Origin of the sequence: Micromonospora sp. NBC_00821 (assembly GCF_036347035.1) — a bacterium.
In the GTDB taxonomy this organism is placed as follows: domain Bacteria; phylum Actinomycetota; class Actinomycetes; order Mycobacteriales; family Micromonosporaceae; genus Micromonospora; species Micromonospora hortensis.
Genome location: NZ_CP108880.1, coordinates 3,413,947 through 3,431,825, shown reverse-complemented (window position 1 = coordinate 3,431,825; position 17,879 = coordinate 3,413,947). Strand labels below are relative to the sequence as shown.

General features: G+C 68.2%; 24 protein-coding genes. 14 read left to right on the top strand and 10 right to left on the bottom strand.

Annotated elements, in window-relative coordinates:
• The first annotated feature begins 26 nt into the window (after positions 1 to 26).
• Positions 27 to 950 carry a class A beta-lactamase gene (bla, locus tag OHB44_RS15655; protein ID WP_330441105.1) on the top strand — a complete coding sequence of 308 codons (924 nt, stop codon included), beginning with the start codon at positions 27 to 29 and terminating at the stop codon, positions 948 to 950.
• Positions 951 to 955: 5 nt separating this feature from the next.
• On the opposite strand, the gene OHB44_RS15650 is transcribed toward bla, so the two are convergent.
• Positions 956 to 1,387 carry a winged helix-turn-helix transcriptional regulator gene (locus OHB44_RS15650; RefSeq protein WP_330441104.1) on the bottom strand — a complete coding sequence of 144 codons (432 nt, stop codon included), beginning with the start codon at positions 1,385 to 1,387 and terminating at the stop codon, positions 956 to 958.
• Positions 1,388 to 1,502: 115 nt separating this feature from the next.
• Between OHB44_RS15650 and OHB44_RS15645 the strand changes: the two genes are divergently transcribed.
• From OHB44_RS15645 to OHB44_RS15635, 3 genes are all read left to right on the top strand, one after another.
• Entirely contained in the window at positions 1,503 to 2,222 is a 720-nt protein-coding gene (locus tag OHB44_RS15645) for a DsbA family oxidoreductase (protein WP_330441103.1), read from the top strand.
• A 272-nt stretch (positions 2,223 to 2,494) separates the two neighbouring features.
• A complete protein-coding gene (locus tag OHB44_RS15640) occupies positions 2,495 to 3,031 on the top strand; it encodes an RICIN domain-containing protein (protein ID WP_238685929.1) in 537 nt (178 codons plus the stop codon).
• Positions 3,032 to 3,171: 140 nt separating this feature from the next.
• On the top strand, positions 3,172 to 3,705 hold the full coding sequence (locus tag OHB44_RS15635) for an RICIN domain-containing protein (RefSeq protein WP_330441102.1): 534 nt from the start codon (positions 3,172 to 3,174) through the stop codon (positions 3,703 to 3,705).
• A 78-nt stretch (positions 3,706 to 3,783) separates the two neighbouring features.
• Here OHB44_RS15635 and OHB44_RS15630 read toward each other — a convergent pair whose 3' ends face one another.
• Positions 3,784 to 4,788 (bottom strand): hypothetical protein, encoded by a 1,005-nt coding sequence (locus OHB44_RS15630; RefSeq protein ID WP_238685931.1) that lies wholly within the window; start codon positions 4,786 to 4,788, stop codon positions 3,784 to 3,786.
• Between the two features lie 207 nt (positions 4,789 to 4,995).
• Here OHB44_RS15630 and OHB44_RS15625 point away from each other — a divergent pair, with 207 nt between their 5' ends.
• A complete protein-coding gene (locus OHB44_RS15625) occupies positions 4,996 to 5,385 on the top strand; it encodes a hypothetical protein (RefSeq protein ID WP_266302682.1) in 390 nt (129 codons plus the stop codon).
• 100 nt (positions 5,386 to 5,485) lie between these two features.
• Here OHB44_RS15625 and OHB44_RS15620 read toward each other — a convergent pair whose 3' ends face one another.
• Entirely contained in the window at positions 5,486 to 6,400 is a 915-nt protein-coding gene (locus tag OHB44_RS15620) for an SDR family NAD(P)-dependent oxidoreductase (RefSeq protein WP_330441101.1), read from the bottom strand.
• A 101-nt stretch (positions 6,401 to 6,501) separates the two neighbouring features.
• Here OHB44_RS15620 and OHB44_RS15615 point away from each other — a divergent pair, with 101 nt between their 5' ends.
• Positions 6,502 to 7,167, top strand: coding sequence for a TetR/AcrR family transcriptional regulator (locus OHB44_RS15615; protein ID WP_330441100.1), 666 nt, complete (start codon positions 6,502 to 6,504; stop codon positions 7,165 to 7,167).
• A 143-nt stretch (positions 7,168 to 7,310) separates the two neighbouring features.
• Here the strand turns inward: OHB44_RS15615 and OHB44_RS15610 are convergent, their stop codons facing one another.
• From OHB44_RS15610 to OHB44_RS15600, 3 genes are all read right to left on the bottom strand, one after another.
• Positions 7,311 to 8,570: an MFS transporter gene (locus OHB44_RS15610; protein ID WP_330441099.1), complete on the bottom strand. Its 1,260-nt coding sequence runs from the start codon at positions 8,568 to 8,570 to the stop codon at positions 7,311 to 7,313.
• 1 nt (position 8,571) lies between these two features.
• Entirely contained in the window at positions 8,572 to 9,156 is a 585-nt protein-coding gene (locus tag OHB44_RS15605; protein WP_238685936.1) for a winged helix-turn-helix domain-containing protein, read from the bottom strand.
• Positions 9,157 to 9,340: 184 nt separating this feature from the next.
• The gene (locus OHB44_RS15600; RefSeq protein WP_330441098.1) at positions 9,341 to 9,613 is read right to left on the bottom strand and encodes a hypothetical protein; all 273 of its coding nucleotides are present in this window, start codon (positions 9,611 to 9,613) and stop codon (positions 9,341 to 9,343) included.
• Positions 9,614 to 9,755: 142 nt separating this feature from the next.
• Between OHB44_RS15600 and OHB44_RS15595 the strand changes: the two genes are divergently transcribed.
• The 4 genes from OHB44_RS15595 to OHB44_RS15580 all read left to right on the top strand — a co-directional run bounded on the left by OHB44_RS15595 (position 9,756) and on the right by OHB44_RS15580 (position 11,871).
• Positions 9,756 to 10,532, top strand: coding sequence for an alpha/beta hydrolase (locus tag OHB44_RS15595; protein WP_330441097.1), 777 nt, complete (start codon positions 9,756 to 9,758; stop codon positions 10,530 to 10,532).
• A 269-nt stretch (positions 10,533 to 10,801) separates the two neighbouring features.
• Entirely contained in the window at positions 10,802 to 11,179 is a 378-nt protein-coding gene (locus tag OHB44_RS15590) for a DUF2089 domain-containing protein (RefSeq protein WP_238685939.1), read from the top strand.
• On the top strand, positions 11,179 to 11,436 hold the full coding sequence (locus OHB44_RS15585) for a hypothetical protein (protein ID WP_238685940.1): 258 nt from the start codon (positions 11,179 to 11,181) through the stop codon (positions 11,434 to 11,436). Before OHB44_RS15590 ends, OHB44_RS15585 begins: the two co-directional genes overlap by 1 nt.
• 12 nt (positions 11,437 to 11,448) lie before the next feature.
• Entirely contained in the window at positions 11,449 to 11,871 is a 423-nt protein-coding gene (locus OHB44_RS15580) for a DUF2089 domain-containing protein (protein ID WP_238685941.1), read from the top strand.
• A 169-nt stretch (positions 11,872 to 12,040) separates the two neighbouring features.
• Here OHB44_RS15580 and OHB44_RS15575 read toward each other — a convergent pair whose 3' ends face one another.
• The gene (locus tag OHB44_RS15575) at positions 12,041 to 12,808 is read right to left on the bottom strand and encodes a S1 family peptidase (protein WP_238685942.1); all 768 of its coding nucleotides are present in this window, start codon (positions 12,806 to 12,808) and stop codon (positions 12,041 to 12,043) included.
• A gap of 459 nt (positions 12,809 to 13,267) precedes the next feature.
• Here OHB44_RS15575 and OHB44_RS15570 point away from each other — a divergent pair, with 459 nt between their 5' ends.
• On the top strand, positions 13,268 to 13,723 hold the full coding sequence (locus OHB44_RS15570) for a hypothetical protein (RefSeq protein WP_238685943.1): 456 nt from the start codon (positions 13,268 to 13,270) through the stop codon (positions 13,721 to 13,723).
• Between the two features lie 57 nt (positions 13,724 to 13,780).
• On the opposite strand, the gene OHB44_RS15565 is transcribed toward OHB44_RS15570, so the two are convergent.
• A complete protein-coding gene (locus OHB44_RS15565) occupies positions 13,781 to 14,122 on the bottom strand; it encodes a GlsB/YeaQ/YmgE family stress response membrane protein (protein ID WP_330441096.1) in 342 nt (113 codons plus the stop codon).
• A 198-nt stretch (positions 14,123 to 14,320) separates the two neighbouring features.
• On the opposite strand from OHB44_RS15565, the gene OHB44_RS15560 reads away from it, so the two are divergent.
• The 3 genes from OHB44_RS15560 to OHB44_RS15550 all read left to right on the top strand — a co-directional run bounded on the left by OHB44_RS15560 (position 14,321) and on the right by OHB44_RS15550 (position 16,893).
• Positions 14,321 to 14,827, top strand: coding sequence for a GNAT family N-acetyltransferase (locus OHB44_RS15560; protein ID WP_330441095.1), 507 nt, complete (start codon positions 14,321 to 14,323; stop codon positions 14,825 to 14,827).
• A gap of 169 nt (positions 14,828 to 14,996) precedes the next feature.
• Positions 14,997 to 15,650: a hypothetical protein gene (locus tag OHB44_RS15555; RefSeq protein WP_330441094.1), complete on the top strand. Its 654-nt coding sequence runs from the start codon at positions 14,997 to 14,999 to the stop codon at positions 15,648 to 15,650.
• A gap of 4 nt (positions 15,651 to 15,654) precedes the next feature.
• Positions 15,655 to 16,893, top strand: coding sequence for a DUF6357 family protein (locus OHB44_RS15550; protein ID WP_330441093.1), 1,239 nt, complete (start codon positions 15,655 to 15,657; stop codon positions 16,891 to 16,893).
• A gap of 35 nt (positions 16,894 to 16,928) precedes the next feature.
• On the opposite strand, the gene OHB44_RS15545 is transcribed toward OHB44_RS15550, so the two are convergent.
• Both OHB44_RS15545 and OHB44_RS15540 read right to left on the bottom strand, forming a co-directional pair.
• The gene (locus OHB44_RS15545) at positions 16,929 to 17,156 is read right to left on the bottom strand and encodes a hypothetical protein (protein ID WP_330441092.1); all 228 of its coding nucleotides are present in this window, start codon (positions 17,154 to 17,156) and stop codon (positions 16,929 to 16,931) included.
• 74 nt (positions 17,157 to 17,230) lie between these two features.
• A complete protein-coding gene (locus OHB44_RS15540; RefSeq protein ID WP_330441091.1) occupies positions 17,231 to 17,794 on the bottom strand; it encodes a hypothetical protein in 564 nt (187 codons plus the stop codon).
• Between the last annotated feature and the right edge of the window lie 85 nt (positions 17,795 to 17,879).

Genomic DNA, 17,879 nt, shown 5'->3' with positions numbered 1-17,879 from the left:
CGACGGCACCCTCAGGAGGAACGACGATGGCGGTTTCGGTCCGACGGCTGGCGATCGTGGTAGCGACGGCGTCGACGCTGGTGTCGTTGGCGGGGTGCGGCAGCGGCGACGACGCGACAGAGGCGCGGACGACGCCGAGCACGGAGGCGACCCTCGCCTCGCCGCCAGCCGCCGATCAGGAGTTCCGGCGGCTGGAGGAGCAGTTCGGGGCTCGGCTGGGAATCTCCGCCGTCGACACGGGCACCGGCCGCACTGTGGAATACCGCGCCGACGAGCGGTTCGCGTACGCCTCGACGTGGAAAGCCCTCGCTGCCGCCGAGGTGCTCGACGGCACCACCGACGCCCAACTGGATCGCGTGGTGCGGTACTCGGCGCGGGACCTGGTGGCGCACTCCCCCATTACCGAGAAGCACGTCGGCGAGGGCATGAGCCTGCGCGCCCTCGCCGACGCCGCCGTGCGCTACAGCGACAACACGGCCGGCAACCTGCTGCTGCGCCACCTCGGCGGGCCGGCGGGGTTCGAGGCGAAGCTACGCGCGCTCGGCGACACGGTCACCGACGTCGCCCGCTACGAGACCGCGCTGAACGAGGGAACACCGGGCGACAGGCGGGACACCAGCACCGCGCGGGCCCTGGCTGGCGACCTCCGGGCGTACACAGTGGGGGTTGCCCTGGAACCGGCGGACCGCGACGTGCTGCGCGGTTGGCTGCGGGGCAACACCACCGGCGCGGCGTTGGTCCGCGCCGGGGTGCCGGCCGGCTGGGTGGTCGGGGACAAGACCGGGACCGGCGGGTACGGCACCCGCAACGACATCGCGGTGATCTGGCCGCCCGACCGGGCCCCGATCGTGCTCGCCGTGCTGTCCAGCCGCGACACGAAGGACGCCACCCCCGACGACGCCCTCATCGCCCAGGCCACCCGGGTGGTCGTCGCCCAACTGGGAGCATGAGTCGGTCAGGTCGCGCTGCCGCTGTCGAACGCCGTCTGGTGGCGACGGATCTCGGCGTGGTGGTCGGCGGACCAGGCCGCCAGGGCCAGGACGGTGGAGAGCAGTGACCTGCCCAGGTCGGTAAGGGCGTACTCGACGCGGGGTGGCACCTCGGGGTACGACGTCCGGCTGACGAGGCCGGTCCGCTGGAGGTGTTTCAGGGTCAGCGTGAGCATGCGTTGGGAGATTCCGGGGATCGCGTCGCCCAGGTCCGAGTAGCGGACAGGGCCGTCGGCCAGCGTGCCGATGATCAGCACGCTCCATTTGTCGCCGACGAGGTCCAGGACCTCCCTGATGAAGTCGGCGTCCTCGTCGTTCCAGTGCGCGCAGGGTCCCGGGGCGGCCCGGACGTTCCCCCGGACGTTGGTGCGCCTGCGCCGGAAATCTCCTGCGCTCATCCTCGCCACCCCTCCGCGCAGCCCGCGCTACGCACATGAATGTACCTTTTGTGGCTCTCCGATTCTGACGCATCATGTCACTACGAACAAGAAGTGAGAATCGAGGAGGAGCAACGTGAAGATCGAGTTCTGGTCGGACATCGTCTGCCCGTACTGCGGGCTGATGGACCACCGGCTCCACCAAACCCTGGACCGGCTCCCGTACGGCGATCAGGTCCAGGTGATCCACCGGTCGTTCCAGCTACATCCCGACCTGCCCCGAGCGGGTGTCAGTCAACGGGAGTTGATCACGATGGCGGGGGCGCCCGCGACGACAGTCGACCGGATCCTGCGGCCCATCGAGCGGGCGGCCGAGGCGGAGGGTTTGACGCCCTACCACGCGGTGGACCGCACGCTCGGGCCGACAGATTTCGCCCACGAACTACTCGCGTACGCGACCGACCAGGGGCGCGGCGCCGAGATCTGGACGGCGATGTTCCGCGTGCACTTCGGGCAGGCCCGCAAGCTGTGGACCGTCGAGGAGGTCCTCGACTTCGCCGCCGAGGTGGGTCTGGACAGCGCCGGGGCCGCCGACGCCCTGCGAAGCCGCCGCTACCGGGCCCGCGTGGCGGCCGACCAGCGCGAGGCACAGCGCCTCGGGGCACGCGGCGCGCCGTTTCTCGTCTTCGACGGCCGCTTCGCCGTCCCCGGAGCGATCGGCCTCGACGACCTGCTCGCGGTCATCGACAAGGCGTGGACCGAGAGCCACCCGACGCCACAGCCGCTGCCGGTGGTCGGTGCGGCCGAGGGCATGTGTGCCCCGGACGGGTGTGCGGTGCCCGACCGCACCACCTGAGCTCGCGCCCCGTCACCATCGGCGACTCCGTGTGGTGGCCCCATCGACACGACGACCTTGGGCGACGCCGTCCTCCGCCCTCGGCATCCCCGTCACGACGTTCGCGGAGTGGGCGCGCGAAAACCTGCCTGAGCCGTCGGGTCGCTGACGAGGCGACGCCGCACTCCCGCAGAGGGCGCATCTCGCCGCTCGCGGGTCTGCTCGGGTAGCGTGCATCGAGCATGATCGCTAGCCTTACCGGTCCCTCCACATTGGACAACGGAAGGCCATTCATGAAGCGCAGAATGATGACCAGCCTGGTGGCGATGTTCGCCATGATCGCGGCGACGCTGATCGGCACCGGCAGTCCGGCGGCGGCGGCCTCCTCCGGCCCGTGGATTGTCCAGCCCTTCACGAACCTCTACTGCCTCCACCCGGCGGGCTACTCGTCGGCGCTCAACGTCGTCGTCGAGCAGCGCCTCTGCGAGGGCGGACTGAACCGCAACTGGATCTTCACCACGACCAGTTCGGGCTACTACCACATCTCCTACCGCAACGGCGGAAGGTGCATGGCCGTCCGCGGCGCGGTGACCACCGAGCGGGCGAAGATCGCCACGCAGGTGTGCGGCGACGCCCGCCTCAACGACCAGTGGCTGCCGATCAAGCTCTTCGGCTCCGGTGGTTCCGACTACTACCAGCTGAAGAACCGCGACACCGGCAAGTGCATGGCGGTCGAGGGCAACTCGGTGCAGAGCGGCGCCGACATGATGCAGTTCACCTGCTACACGACCTCGAACAACCAGGCCTTCACCTGGTTCTCCCCGTCGTAAGCAACGCCCCGCGGCCGGGAAGCGGGACCTCCCGGGGTCCCGTTCCCGGCCGGTGGCGCAGATCGCCGACAAGTGGCGCACATCGAGCATGATCGTTAGCCTTACCCGACTCTCCATTTTGGACAAGGGAAAGGCCCCTCATGAAGCGCAGAACGATGACCGGCCTGGTGGCGACGCTCGCCATGATCGCGGCGACGCTGGTCGGCACCGGCAGCCCGGCGGCGGCAGCCACCACCGGCCCGTGGGTGATCCAGCCCTTCACGAACGACTACTGCATCCACCCCGAGGCGTACGCATCGGCGAGCGGGACCGTGATCGATCAGCATCTCTGCGACAGAGGACTGCTCCGCAACTGGAACTTCACCACTACCAGCTCGGGCTACTACCACATCTCCTATCGCAACGGCGGAAAGTGTATGGCCGTCCGCAACGCGTCGAAGACCGAGCGGGAAAAGATCGTCACGCAGGGGTGCGGCGACGCCCGTCTCAACGACCAGTGGCTGCCGATCAAGCTCTTCACCTCCGGGTTCGCTGACTACTACCAGCTGAAGAACCGCGGCACCGGCAAGTGCATGGCGGTGGAGGGCAACTCGACGCAGAACGGGGCCGACATGATGCAGTTCACCTGCTACACGACCTCGAACAACCAGGCCTTCACCTGGGGCCTGGACTAAGCAACGCCGTTGAGCCGCGCGGCGGGACCCCCCTCCGGGTCCCCCGCGCAGGGCGTCGTGCCCACCACGGACACTGCGTCAGTCGGTTGTCAGCCCTCGGGTCGCCAGTTCACTGAGGGACGCGGCGCTGTCACCGCCGAGCTTGGCGCGAGCCGCCGCCGGCTTGCGCAGCTCGAACACCTCCACGAGGAATGTCGGCGATGCGGACCGTTGGCGGATCGAGTCGACCTCCTGCCGGTCCGGGTTGAACGGCAGGAGCTTCCACTGGTTCGCGGTCTCCTGCCAGTCGGACGAGATGGCCGCCACCAGGCCGTCGAGCAGGCTCTCGTAGTCCTGCTCGCTGATCGGGCGGCCCATCCCGTATCGCTCACGCAGGGCGAGGATCTCGGCGGTGGGCGTTCCGGAGTACCTGCCGCCCTTGAGCCCGAGCCACCAGTGGGCGAAGTAGGCACCCTGGTAACCCTGGGCGAGGTAGCGGGATTTGTCGCGGTGCACCTCGATGACGAAGTTGTGCACCTGCGGGAACTGGCAGTCGAGCAACAGGACGGTCTCCGCGCTGGCAGGCCGCGCGAGTAGTGCCTCCCGGAGCTCGACGCCCTGCCCAGCCCGATAGGTCTCGCCCGACAGTCGGGCGGGCTCGCCGCCCTTGTCATGCAACTGCTTGCGGATCTGGAACGCGGCTATGCCGCAGTTGGCCCACCGTCGGCTCTCGTCGCGCAACACGATCTGCGGGTCGCCGGTCCGCCCCGTGCTCGCCACCGCCGCGTTGAGCTTCGCCAGTTCGTCACCGTCGACGACCTGGCCACGATGCCGTTGACCGGTATCGGTGGCCCGCAGGGCCTCCCGCCGCGCGTAGCTGGTCGCGGCGGTGATGGCCTCGGCCCACGTGCCGAATTTCTGACCGTCCAGCAGGGTGCTTTCCGACCAGCTCACCAACGCGCCGACCACCTCCCCCCGCAGCTCGGTGGGCAACAGCGGCTCGATCCTGGCCAGGATGTCGCCGCACGCCTTCTCATCGGTCTCCAGGTTGGGGATCTGACCGTCCGGTGGGTAGGTGTGCCGCTCCTCCGCGATGACCAACATCCGAGCCTCCACAGTCCCTTGTGTACCGACCGCCCGACGGCGAGCCGGGTTTCAGATTGAGCCATCCGTGAGCGGGCAGACACACAACGTCGGACTTCCGTCCCGGATCACGAGCACCGAGCCGGGCACGCCTCCCGAGAAACAATCAATGCGCAGGAGTGCTCGATCGCTCTGCGACGGGTTGCCCGCCGGTGGCACCATCGGTGCGTGAACGTTCGTCGTTTGGCGGCCGTCGACATGTACGGCAGCCGAGGAACCACCCGCCGACGGCGGATCATCCTGGCCGAATTCCTCGTCGGCGTTGTTGTCATGGTGACGTGGGGCGCCTGGCTGCTGTCGACCTCGAACGACCTCAGCGGCCGAGCGTTCGGCCTGTGGCTGACCGGCGCAGGTCTCAACTACGCCCCGCTGTCCATGTACGCGCTCATGCTGATGCGACCCGGCGCCCTCGACGCCGAACTGGCCGGCGTCGACACCAACGGGGAACTGCGCCGCTACACAGTGCTCCAGCTCTGGGTCTTCGTGCCGCTCTCACTCGTCGTCTTCACCATCCGCGACGCACTGGCCCGGCGCAGGGCAGGGACGACAGCCCCCTGACCACCTGACCGCCACCGCGCCTCCCGCCGGGCCACCGTCTGTGATCGACCACGGTCGCCAACCCCTGCCCGCGCCCGGACCACGTGCCCCCCTGGCGCGGTCACGCCGCGACGGCGGCCCTGCCCACCGGGAACCGCACGCCGGTGAGGTCTTCCGAGACGACCCAGAGGCGTTGCTGCACGCTCACGTCGTAGGAGTCGGGGCTGGACGTGACCAGCCTCGGGTAGCCGCGCGCCTCACCCGGGCCGTCGGGGCCGTAGTACTGCCCGCCGAGGACGGACGGGTCGGTGGCGGCCCGCAGGGTGGGCAGCGCGCCCGTCGCCGCGGGCTGGGTGACCAGCGGGGCGAGCCAGGTGAGCGGTCGGCGGACGACGGCCGGGGAGTTGCGGGTCAGTTCGGTGTTGGAGATGCCGGGGTGTGCGGCTACGGCGGCGGTGGTGCCGTGCGCGGCGAGCCGGCGCTGCAACTCGTAGGTGAACATCAGGTTGGCGAGCTTCGACTGGCCGTAGGCGGCGACCCGGCCGTAGGACCGTTGCCACTGCAGGTCGTCGAAGTGGATGGCGGCGCGGATGCGGTGACCGACGCTGCTGACGGTGACCACCCGAGAGCCGGGCACCGGCAGCAGCAGGTCGAGCACCAGGCCGGTGAGCGCGAAGTGGCCCAGGTGGTTGGTGCCGAACTGCATCTCGAAGCCGTCGCGGGTGGTCTGCCTCGGGGTGTACATCACGCCGGCGTTGTTGATCAGCAGGTCGATCCGCGGGTGCGTGGCGCGCAGGCCGGCCGCGGCGGCGCGTACCGATTCCAGCGAGGTCAGGTCCAGTTCCCGTACGGAGACGTCGCCGTTGATGCGGGCGGCGGCCAGCTTGCCCTTCTCCGTGTCGCGTACGGCCAGCACGACCGACGCCCCGCGCTCGGCGAGCAGCCGGGCGGTCTCGAAGCCCAGCCCGGTGTTGGCGCCGGTCACCACTGCCACCCGGCCGTCCTGGCGCGGGATCTGCTGCTCGGTCCACTTCATCTCGTGCTCCTTATGTACCGCCGGTAACTTACACCTGAAACGGTAAGGTACTGCCGGTACGCTGTCAAGGGACCGCCGGTACCTAAGCTAGGGTTGGTGTCATGACTTTCCAGCGGGCGCGCAGCGAGGAGCAGCGTGAGGTCCGGCGCCGGGCCATCCTGGAGACGACCTCGGCGATGCTCGACGAGATGCCGGTGGCCGAGGTGACCCTGAACGAGCTGAGCCGGCGGGTCGGCCTGGCCAAGACGGCGGTGCTGCGCTATTTCGAGTCCCGCGAGGCGATCCTGCTCGACCTGCTGGACGACCGGACGACGACCTGGCTGGCCGAGCTGGACCAGGAGCTGGCCCACGATGTCGACCTGAGCCGGTCCCCCATGGAACGGGCGGAGCAGACGGCCGACGTGCTCAGCCGGTCGCTCGCCACCCAGACGGTGCTCTGCGATCTGTTCGGCGCGCAGGGCGCTGTGCTCGAGCACAACGTCTCGGTCGAGGCGGTCCGCCGGCACAAGCGGGCCGCCCTGGGCAACCTCGCGGTGATGGCCGGCCTCGTCCGGCGGCACCTGCCCGAGCTCGGCGACAACTCCGAACTGTTCTGCCTGAACGCCTTGATCATGGGTGGCGCGCTCTCCGCCTACACCTCGCCGCCGCCGAGCCTGCTCGCCGTCTACGAGTCCGAGCCAGCGCTCGCGGTCCACCATGTCGACCTACGGACAGCCCTACGGGTCGCCATCATCACATCGCTCGTGGGCATACTGCCGCGCTCCTGAGTCGGACGTCTCCCGTCACTGCTCGAATCACTCCCGCACCCGCTGCTGCACAGCGAGGGCTGGTCGTTGCCGGGGGCGAGGACGTGGCGTACAACCCTTCAGGCGCACGGCTGGGCCGTCGTCGTCGGTGAGACGAGCGTGGCTTACCCGACGTCGACGGTGGCGCGCTGCCGTACGGCGGGGCGCAGCTGCTGCCGCACGGCGCGCAGGCCAAAGTAGGCGACCGCCCCCGAGGCCAGGTACAGCAGGGCCTGCACGTTGAGCATGAGTACGACGCTGAGCACGTCGCCGAGCAGGCCGGCCGCCGCCATGCCCAGCCCCTGCGAGGCGTTGAAGATGGCGAAGTAGACGCCGAAGGCGCGGCCCAGCTCGGTGTCGGGCACGCTCTGTTGAATCTGCGCGAAAGCTCCGCTGGCGTACGCGATGCCAGGCGCACCGACCAGGATGAACAACCCGACGTACCACTCGGGTTGACGGGTGACCGTCGGTCCGTTCCAGATGACCAGGCTGATCAGTGCGAAGGTGGTCGCCCCGAGGCTCATCAGCAGTCGAGGACTGAGCCGGGCGCCCAGCAGGCCGACGATGAGCCCACCCGCCACGCCGCCGATCGCCTGGACGCCGCGCAGCACACCGGTGAGAGTGCCGTCGGCGTGCAGCGCGCGGCTGACGAACACCACGAAGAGCACCACGAACAGGCCCTGCGCGATGCCGCCCAGCGCCACACTCACGATCGTCATCCGGACGGCGCGGTTGCGCAGCACCGCCGTGAGGCCGTGTCGCCAGGCGGTGAAGAACGACGACGTACGGTCCGGGGTCGTCTGCTGTGCAGTTGCCTGGTGGGCGGCCCGGCGCCCGGCGGCGATCAGGGCCGCCGTGATCACGAAGGCAACGGCAGCGCCGACGGCCAGGTAGCGAGTGCCGTCGCGGGTGATGGCGAACCCGCCCAGCGAACCTCCGATGAGCCGTCCCACGCTGGTGTTGAGCGCTATCACGCTGTTGGCGCGTACCAGGTGCGCGGGCTCGACGAGGCGGGGCAGCGCGGCGTTGCGGGCGGAGTCGAACGTCTGCGTCAGCACCGCTTGGGCCCCGGCAACCAGGGAGATGACCCATAGGTGATGGTCGGGTTGACCGAGCAGCGGGAGCATCACAGCGGCCTGCAACGCGGCGACGCAGCTCATGAGCCGGAACCGGTCGAGACGATCGGCCAGAGCACCGGCGAACGATCCCAGGGTGATGCCGCACAGCAGCTCGACGAGGAAGACCGCGGAGGTGGTGAGCGCCGAGCCGGTCACCCCGAACACGTAGATCGGCAGCCCGGTGAGCAACAGCCAGCTCGCCACGCTGGAGAAGAGCCCGGCAGCCCAGATCAGGACGAATCCGCGGTGTCGCAGCAGGGTCACCATCTCAGATGAACTCCGCCGTGGGGTACGCCTGAAGGTTGAGAGTGACGGGCCGGGCATCGCTCGGGGGCGCGGTGCGCAACGGGCGAAGGTACGGCCGGATGACGGCGTCCAGGGTCAGGGCGAGATGCCGCAGCTCCTCCGGAGTGAGCGAGAGAGTGTAGCTGTGGAAGGTGGCGCTCTCCCGCCACTCGTCGGTCAGTTTGTGCTGCTGATTCTGGTAGCGCTGCAACGATCGGAACACCTCGTCTAGCTCCAGGGCGGTCAGCGCGTCGTTGATCTGCTGCCCCTCGGCATCGTCGGGGTCCGGGCGGAATTCGAGCCCGGTGGCGGCGGCGCGCCACGGTCGGTCACGCCGGTTGGCCCCCTCGGCGGGGACCCGCTCGATGAGGCCGTGCCGGGCTAGTTGATGCAGGTGGTAGCTGCAGTTCGATCCGGTGTCGTCAAGGGCCTCGGCGCACTGCGCGGCGGTCCTCGGGCCGGCGGCCAGCAGATAGCGCAGCAGCCGTAGGCGCAACGGGTGCGCGAGTGCGCGCAGCTTCGTGGCGTCCTGGACGCGCACCCGACGTTCTGGCTCGTTCTGCTCCATCAGCACCCCTTAACGAAAGACTCCCTTCGGTTATACGTCCGTGGAGCCCGTTTTCGCAAGAAGTCTTTCGCATAGGCTGAGCCCAACGGCGGCCGACGTGCGGCCATCCGGAAGGTGCCGGCGCGAGCCACTGCGGTCTTGCACAGCTCGAGCCTGGTCGTTGGGCGGAAGGCTGCCCGGACGGTCAGGTTCGACGGAAACCCTGATAGGCCCGCCAACAACCCCAGCCAATCGTCGCGAAGCAGGCGACCCGCGCCGCGAGCAGGATCGGCAGGCCCAACCGACCCCGATCGATGAGCCAGTCGTGCAGCCCCCAGAACAGGGCGGTGAACACGATCGCGGCCACCACGGCGACGGTCAAGCCGCTCACCACCTGCGCCCAGCGGCGGGTCGGCAAAACCCGAGCCAAGCCACGGCCGCCGTCGAGCCGGCGCCCGTCGTCATCGACCCCCGCCATGCCCGGCACCCTAGTCCTCTCCAGCAAGGCCCCTTGGTGAACGACGTCCGCCACGGCCCTACCGCCTGCGACTCGCACTCACGGCATGACGGCGCGTCCCCATCAGCTTGCAGACGTACACCGCCAATGATCGGATGCCGTCATGGTGAGGGCTGGTGGGGAATCCTCGACCTTCTACCGGGCCGCCGACGGCAGCGAACTGCCCCTGCTGGTCTTCGAGCCGGTCGAGGGCACGCCGCCACGTGCTGGCATCGTCCTGTTCCATGGCGGCGCCCTCCGCGAGGGATCGCCCGACGGGCTCGCCCCGCACTGCCGAGCACTGGCGTCGCGGGGAATCCTCGCGGTGTCGGCCGGCTACCGGCTGCTCGGTCGGGGCGCGGCCGGCATCGACGACTGCCTCGCTGACGTACGGCGCGTGGTCGAGCGGTTCGGCCGGTTGGCAGCGTCGCGCGGGCTCGACGCGCCGCACCTGGCCTCGGGTGGCAGCTCAGCCGGCGCTCATCTCGCGATGCTCGCGGCGATGACCCCGTCCAGCACGGCACCGGAGTTCGGCATCACGGCGCTGGTGGCCCTCAACCCTGCGGGACTGGATCTGGGCTCCTTCGAGCCGAACGCGCAGCGCCGCCTCGCACAGCAGGTCGGTGTCGCCGCTGACAGACTGATCGAGTACTCGCTGATCGAGTTCGTGCGACCGGGCAATCCACCGACGCAGATCCACCACGGCACCCGCGACGAGATCGAGCCGATCGGCTCGGTGCGGCAGTTCCGGGACGCGATGGTCCGCGCCGGCAACGAGTGCACGCTCCTTGAGTACGAGCACGCCGAGCACGGATTCCACTACCCCGGCACCGGCGGGCACTTCGACGACGTCATCGACGCCACGGCGCGCTTCCTCCTCTGCCGGACAGCAACGACCTGAACGGCGCGCGTCTCAGCTGGGCGGCGGCGGGCACTCCAGGACGGCTATCGAGTTCCCGGCGAACAGCCCCAGGTGCGGGTGCCCGGCGAAGATCTGGACGGCCTCGTCGTGTGAGCCCGCGGGACCTCTTCGGGTTCCGCCGCGGTTGCGCATTCCCGGCAGGCGGCGAGGTCGACTCAGGCTTCTTGAGACCGCCCCACAAGGACGACCTTAAGAAAATTAAGGTCAACTTCTTGGAAGTTGAAGATTCTTGAGATACAACTTTAGGTATGACAGAACAGGCCATGGACTGGCAGGACCTGACCAGCCTGACGCGGGGGCAGCCGTTCGTCGTCGAGCGGGTGCGCCTGGCGAGCAACGGCGTCGCGATCGAGGGCGAGTTCGAGCCACCGCAACTGGCTCAGCTCAACGTCGATGACCAGGTCTTCGTCACGGCGTTCGTGCGCTGCCACGGTTCGATCAAGGAGATGGAACGCATCTTCGGGGTGAGCTACCCGACGATCAAGTCACGACTCAACCGGATCACACAGATGCTCGACTTCGTCGAGACCGACCCGGCGCCCTCGCGAGCCGACATCATCGACCGGTTGCGCCGCGGTGAGATCACCGCACAGGAGGCGTTGGCCGAGCTGGACGGCCGGACGTGATGCCGCAGTTGGTGACCGTCAAGGTCAACCGCCCGGACCGCCGGCCCGTCCGCGTCTGGGTTCCGGTGCTCCCCGTGGCGCTCGTGCTCTTCCCGGTCGTGGTCCTGGTCGTGTTGGCGGCGATCGTGGCCTGCGTCGTGTTCCGCATCGGTGTGGTGCGGGCCCTCGACGCCGCTTGGCGTGTCATCTCCGCGCTACCCGGCGCCCGCTTCGACATCGAGCAGGGCCACACGGCCGTGTTCGTGGCCATCCGATAAGGAGAGGTTCGAATGACCGAACAACGCAAGGACATCCTCGACATGCTGGCCGCCGGCAAGATCACCGCCGAGGAGGCGGAGCAGCTCATCGCCGCACTCGAACGGGACCAGGCACCGGCGACGGCGAGTCACGACGCCCGACCGAAGGGCAAGGTGAAGTACCTGCGGGTGATGGTGGACGCCACCGACAACGGCGAGCCGTCGCGGGTCAACGTGCGGGTGCCACTGCAACTGCTGCGCGCCGGTGTACGGCTGGCGGCGCTGATCCCGCCCCAGGCCCTGGTCAAGGCCAACGCCTCACTCAGCGACTCGGGGGTGCCGATCGACCTGACGCAGCTCAAGCCCGAGCAGTTGGAGGCGCTCGTGGAGCACCTCGACGAGGTCACAGTGGAGGTGGATTCACCCGATGCCACAGTGCGGGTCTTCTGCGAGTAGGCGCCGTCCGATGGGACGGGCAGCGGAGGGAACCACTCGGACGGGTGGTCCCTCCGCTGGTCGTCGCGGTCCTCCGGCACGACGTCGGGTATTGCGCGACGTGGCGCCATCGGCGCGGTGGGCGTTCGTCGGCGCCTGGCTGCTGGCGTCGTCGGACGAACCGTGCCAGCTAGACCAGCGCCCCGGGAACAGGATCAGGGTTGACCGGGATTGGCGCGCCGGAGCGCTCGGTCACCTGAGCGGGCTGCTGCCCCGCACCTCTGGTGTACGGATGGACGGGCAGCGTCGCGCCGAACCGCGCGAGTACGTTCTGGATGGGGTTGAAGCACATCTTCCCATCGGACTTCGCGATGACAATTCCCACCGCCCACACGTGGCCAGCCCCGTCGGACTGCCACACCGGCCCTCCGCTATCCCCGCCATCCACCGTCGCAGTGGTGCACAGCAGGTAGTCACGCACACCGTCAGGGTAGTTAACGGTTCTCCACTCGGTGATTCTTCCTTCCGTCCAGCCCGTCCTCCGACCCATCTTCCCGACCAACATGCCGGGACTGAGGGCACTGTTGTTGAAGTAGCCCACGACCCTGCCTGGGCTGCGTCCGCTCACCGGGTCCACAACGATTTGTGTGGCGTCGTCCCCGGCGTCCATGCGAATCAGTGCTCCATCAAAGGAGTTCGTTGTGTATATGTCACCGACTCGGTCGTTGCGGATCACCGTGCCGTATCGGCGATCGCTGCCGTACACGATGTCCCCGGTCCGGCCGTAACCCCAGCAGTGCCCTGCGGAGACCAGAAACATCCCACTCGACCCACGGACCGCGTAGCCGCCGGTGCAAGACCCCGGCGTGGTGCCCGGGGCATTAGGGTACATCGGATCACCAGGCCGATAGAGATAACCGGCCGCCTGCACCGGCGCCGCTCCCAGCAGCACCCCCACACAGATGATTGTCAGCGCCGCGATAGACGCTCTAAAAAGTCGCACCGGTACTCCGAACGTGAGGAATCGGCAAAGCTCGGCTTATGACGGCGCAGTCCGCATAAGCCGATGTTTAGGACGGACACCAGCATCACCGGGCGGGAACATCGAGTCAAGCTCATGTTCACGTTGCTGACCCGACAGTCAGAATCGCTCTGAACCCTGCCCTTCCGGCATCCTCGGTCCGCTCTTCGTGCTGAGCCGTGTATTCAAAGGTTCACCACCATTGGAGTAGCGCGGCGATGGTGACCGTGGCCTGGAACGACGTTGCGGTCTTGTCGGAGCGGGTCGCGACGCTGCGGCACCGCTTGAACCCTTTGGCCTGCCGCCTGCCCTACTGTCGACGGCACTGTCGACGGAAGGAACCTCATGAACGAGAACGACCAGACGACGTTCCGTACGTCCGCCCGCCTCACCTTCGTGTTCATGCTGCTGATGGGCTTGCTGGCCTGGGTTGTCGTCCAAGCCGTGCTGGCACTCATCGCGGGGCGGTCGGCGGCCGACTACACGAGCATCGCCGTTTCGGGCGTCCTCTACGCCGTCGTCTTCAGCGCGCTCACGCTTGTGCTGCATCGCAGGAACTGGTCCTCGGTCGACGTCACCGGTCCGGCACTGGCGCTCGCCGAGAAGGGGCGAACGGCCGTCCTCCCGTGGCAGGCGATCCAGTCGGCGACGGTCCGCCGTCCTGGCCCGTTCGCCGTTCTTGAGGTCATCCTGCGCCCAGAAGCGGTCGCGCCATCCGCCACGACGCTTCGTCCTGGGATTCGCGCCGGTCAGCCTGTCTACACGATCAACGTCGGACTGCTTCGGCCGGCGACGGGCGTCCTGCGTACCGCACTCGCCCGTCACCTGCCACCGGTCGCCGACCGTTCCTGACCTCCGCTCGCGACGTCACTGCGGCTACCGAAGACGGCTCACCCGCCGACCGGCTCGTCAGCCCTTGGCCTTGCTGCGACGAGCCCGCCCACGGGGCTTGACGTCGCCGCCGGCGAGCCGGGTGAAGGTGAGCATGTTCGCCAGCGCCACGGCGACGATCGCGACGCCGACCTGGATCGCGAGCACTACCCAGTCCCAGCGCAGCACCCACACCTTGACGCCCGCTCCGTCGTCGATTCCAAGCGCTCTGGCGACCACTGTGCCCAGCACGGCCGAGCCGACGCCGATGACGAACGTGGCGAAGAAGCCGATCCGCTGCCTCCCCGGCAGGATGAGCCGGCCGAGCAGGCCGACGAGGGCACCGATGAGCACCGCGCCGAGATAACCAGTTACCAGCATTGCTGTCTCTCCCCTCCAGCAGTGCCCAGGTACATGCCCGAATCTCACGTTCCCGGAACCCCGTCCTGGCGTCGACCGGGCGCGGGGTGGTGTCGAAGCGATGCCATCGGGAACGTCGATGGGAGTCGCTCGGAGGGGATCCGCGTCGTCCGAAGTGCTCGTGTTGGGCCCACTCGGCACGGTGGGTAGCCTGCCGGCATGGCAAAGGTCGTCACGTACCTGGAGATGAACAACGCCACGGACCTGCGGCCGGGAAAGGTCGTGCCGGAACTTTCCCTACGGCGCGTCGACGTTGGCCTGCCGCTCGTGCACGCCATCAATGCTCAGGTCGGTGCGCCCCACGGGTGGCGTTGCGCGTCTCGCACGAGCGAAGAGTGGCAGGAGCTGATGCGGTCTCGTCCGCTGCGCCAGTACCGGTTCATCACCCTGAAGGACGAGATCGTGGGGGTGGCGAATGTGGAACCCCACCCGGACGGAGAGGTGGAGATCACCGCCTTCGGGCTGATGCCGGAGTATGTCGGGAAGGGTCTCGGCGGCCATGCGCTGACGCTGACCATCCGGCAAGCCTGGGACATGGTGGCCCTGGAGTCTCCGGCCGTACGCAGGGTGTGGCTGCACACCTGCTCGTTGGACCATCCGAATGCTCTCCGCAACTATCAGCGACGCGGCATGACTGTCTACCGCACCGAGGTCGAAGCCGAGTAGTTGTGGGCAGCTACGGTGCCCAGCCTGATCGCGGTCTGGCTGAGGGCTTGCGAACGGCTGGTCTGCTCGCGGGGGGCCAACGCGCGCAGCAGGCCGATGATCAGGCCGCGGGCGTGTCAGATCGGTCCACTACGCTGGCGGAACTTTCACACGTGAACGAAGGACGCACATGGCCCGCCCCTACAGTCCCGGACCGAAGCTGTTCGTCTTCGCTGCCGGTGATGGCAACGATCAACACGTCTCGGTGGGCGACCCCCAGGAGGCGTACGTGGCGTTCTCTGCGTTCTTCCGGGGGCGAGAGTCCGACACCTACACCATCACTGACGAGGCGGCGAAGCAGAGTTTGGTGCTCAGGCCCCGTCGGGGTGTGATCTCCCGAATCGAGGATGCCGACCAACCTCGGTCGGAACACCTCCAGGTCGACAGGGGCAACCGCTACCTTCCGAGCGCGATGCTGTTCTTCGAGAACGGATACGCCGGCCTCGACTACTTCGGCCAGTGGTTCCCCGACCTCTCCGACCTCGACGCGTCACCGGAGACCCGCGGTGCCGCCCGCGCCGCCACGTTCACGACGGAAGCAGCGGCAATCGAAGAGGTCGGCCGGATCTGGGCGGATTCGGGAATCGTCGACCCGAGCGACACGTACTACGTCTTCTTCGACTCGCATGACGTCGACGAAGACCGCGCCGAACGAGCCGAACTGCTCCAGTTGATCGCATTCCTCGGTCTCGAACGGATCGACGCCCCGGCCGAGGCCGCCGGGGGCGAAGTCTGGGTGCGCACTGACCCACGCCTCGAAGTCGAATGTGCACGGTGGGCGTGAACACATGACAGACATCGTTTTCACGCGCAGCGGCTGGATCCCGAAGGTGGTCCGCGAGGACGGCGAGCTGAAGCTGACGCTCGCCGCCGGGGCCGACGCCAACCATGACCCTCGCACGTTCACGTTCCCGATCAGGGAAGCCCACCTCGCGGTGATCCGGGAGGACCTGGCCAGACACCTGCTGCTGTGGAGTGCGGTCCTTCCGCTGTGCGACGCCGCCGGAACCCGGGGCCAGCTCGACGAGGAGGCCGCCGTCGCGCTCCTTGACCAGGTCCTGCTCTCCCCGCCCTCGGACGTCGACGCGCTCTTTCGGCGCATCCGGTGGGACAGGAGTCGTCTCGTCGCCCATGGCGCCGACATCGAGCTACTGGAGCGCGGTCAGGTCTGCGAGGCGATGCGCACGGCGACGGAACTGTCGAACACGAAACGTGCCCAGGAGTATCACGCAAACCGCCGTCGCGCCGAGCGCGGAGTAGCACTCGGGCCACTCGACACTGAGATTCTGCGGTACACGGGCCAGTATCTGCATGGTGCGACGGTTCCACGGCGCAGCCCCGATGCCGTCGACCCCGCGCTGCTGCCCCAGGTCATGCGTGTGATCGCGACTGCGGAGCAGGCGTGCGCCGGGATGCAAATCGGCCTCGATCCGCGGCGGGGAAAGCGGGCCACTGACAAGCGCGACTGGGATCGGATGGCGGCGACTGTCGACGAGGCCGTGCGCCGCGCGTACCCCGAACTCGTCGACGACGCGGTGCGGACGGTGAGCTTTCTGATGTGCTCGGAGGCCGCGGAGCGCTCCAAGAGCACGCCCGTGGAAGACGACGACGAGGCCGCCGGCGACCACGGTAAGACGGCCCTGTCGTTCACCGATGACAAGGGCGGCGAGAAGAAATGGGTACGGGACGGGCCGCGCACCGCCTCCGCCGAGTTCTGGGAGTTCGTCGCCGATCGCTCTGCCGGGAACAACGAAGTGTTCACCATCGAGGACGAGGAGATGGGCGAGGGGATTCAACTCCACTTCTACGCGGACTCCATCGCCCGGATCACAACGGTGCGACACGGGGAAGACGGGTCGGACCCGGAGTACCAGGTCGAGTACAGCCTGGTCGACGGGATCGGCGGGTACCGGAAGCTGGTAAGCGCCTTCGTCCGCGGCGGCTGCGTCGCACTCGAACAGCACGGTCCCTGGATGTCCGATGTCGCCGAGTTCGAGCGCGCACGTCGTCGGCGCGACGCCCGGTAGTCCCGGAGCGAGTCCGACGCCGAGGCCAGCGGCCGTCAGCGGGTGAGGCCGACCAGCGTCGCCAGTCGCGCCACGCCGGCCGGTGCCGGCTGTGCGCGGGCAACATCGGCGATCACGGTACGCGCCAGAGGCCGACACCGAACCTCGGCCGGCGCGACACTGTCCGCGTCCACCAGGGCGCGAGCAGCCCTGCGCAGGTCACCCATCTGCAGGTACGCCCGCGCGACGTCCACCAGGTACGCGCCCCGATACTCGGCCGGCAAGGGCCGCCACGACTCCCACCGCACAAATTGGGTCTGCCGATGCCGCCTCGACCGCGCGGCATTCCGCTGGTGGGCTACGCCCCATCATGGGCCAGTCCGATGTACTCGCCTTGCATCTTGCTCCACTGCCACAACGCCCTGTCCAAAGTTCGCAGGTCGGCCCCTACCCGGCGGGCCAGTTCGCTGCAAACCTGCAGATACAGCGTGTAGCTCGGGCTGCTATCCAACTCGCCATGGGCACGTAGCGTCTCAATCGCCCGGTAGTCGATAACCGTGAACACTGATGGTTCGCAGACCGTGAGTAGGGCGCTCGCTATCGGCACGCCGACACCGTCGAGAAGACCTAAGATCCTGTGTCGCAGCCGCTGAGGCGCTGCTAGTGCCATGCGCGTCAGGTCCGCAATGTCACAGTCACTGTTGCGGGCGACGTACGTCGTTGACCGCGGACTCTTCCAGCGGACTACTTCCAGGAGGTCGCTCCGGTCGTAGTACCCCCTCGCGGCCACAGCGGGCCCAACCCGGCCGAAGACGTCATTCTCCCGCTCGCTCACCTCGTATCGGCGGCTCCAGGTCTGCACGAACTCCCTGGTGATCCCCACTTCGGTGCGGACTGGGTCGAATTGATGTGCCAAGCGCATCGATGCTCCGTCGGTCAGTTTGAGTTATGGCAGGCAGCTCAACCAGATCGGCTCACGTTGAACGGCGCCGACACGACCGCCTCCG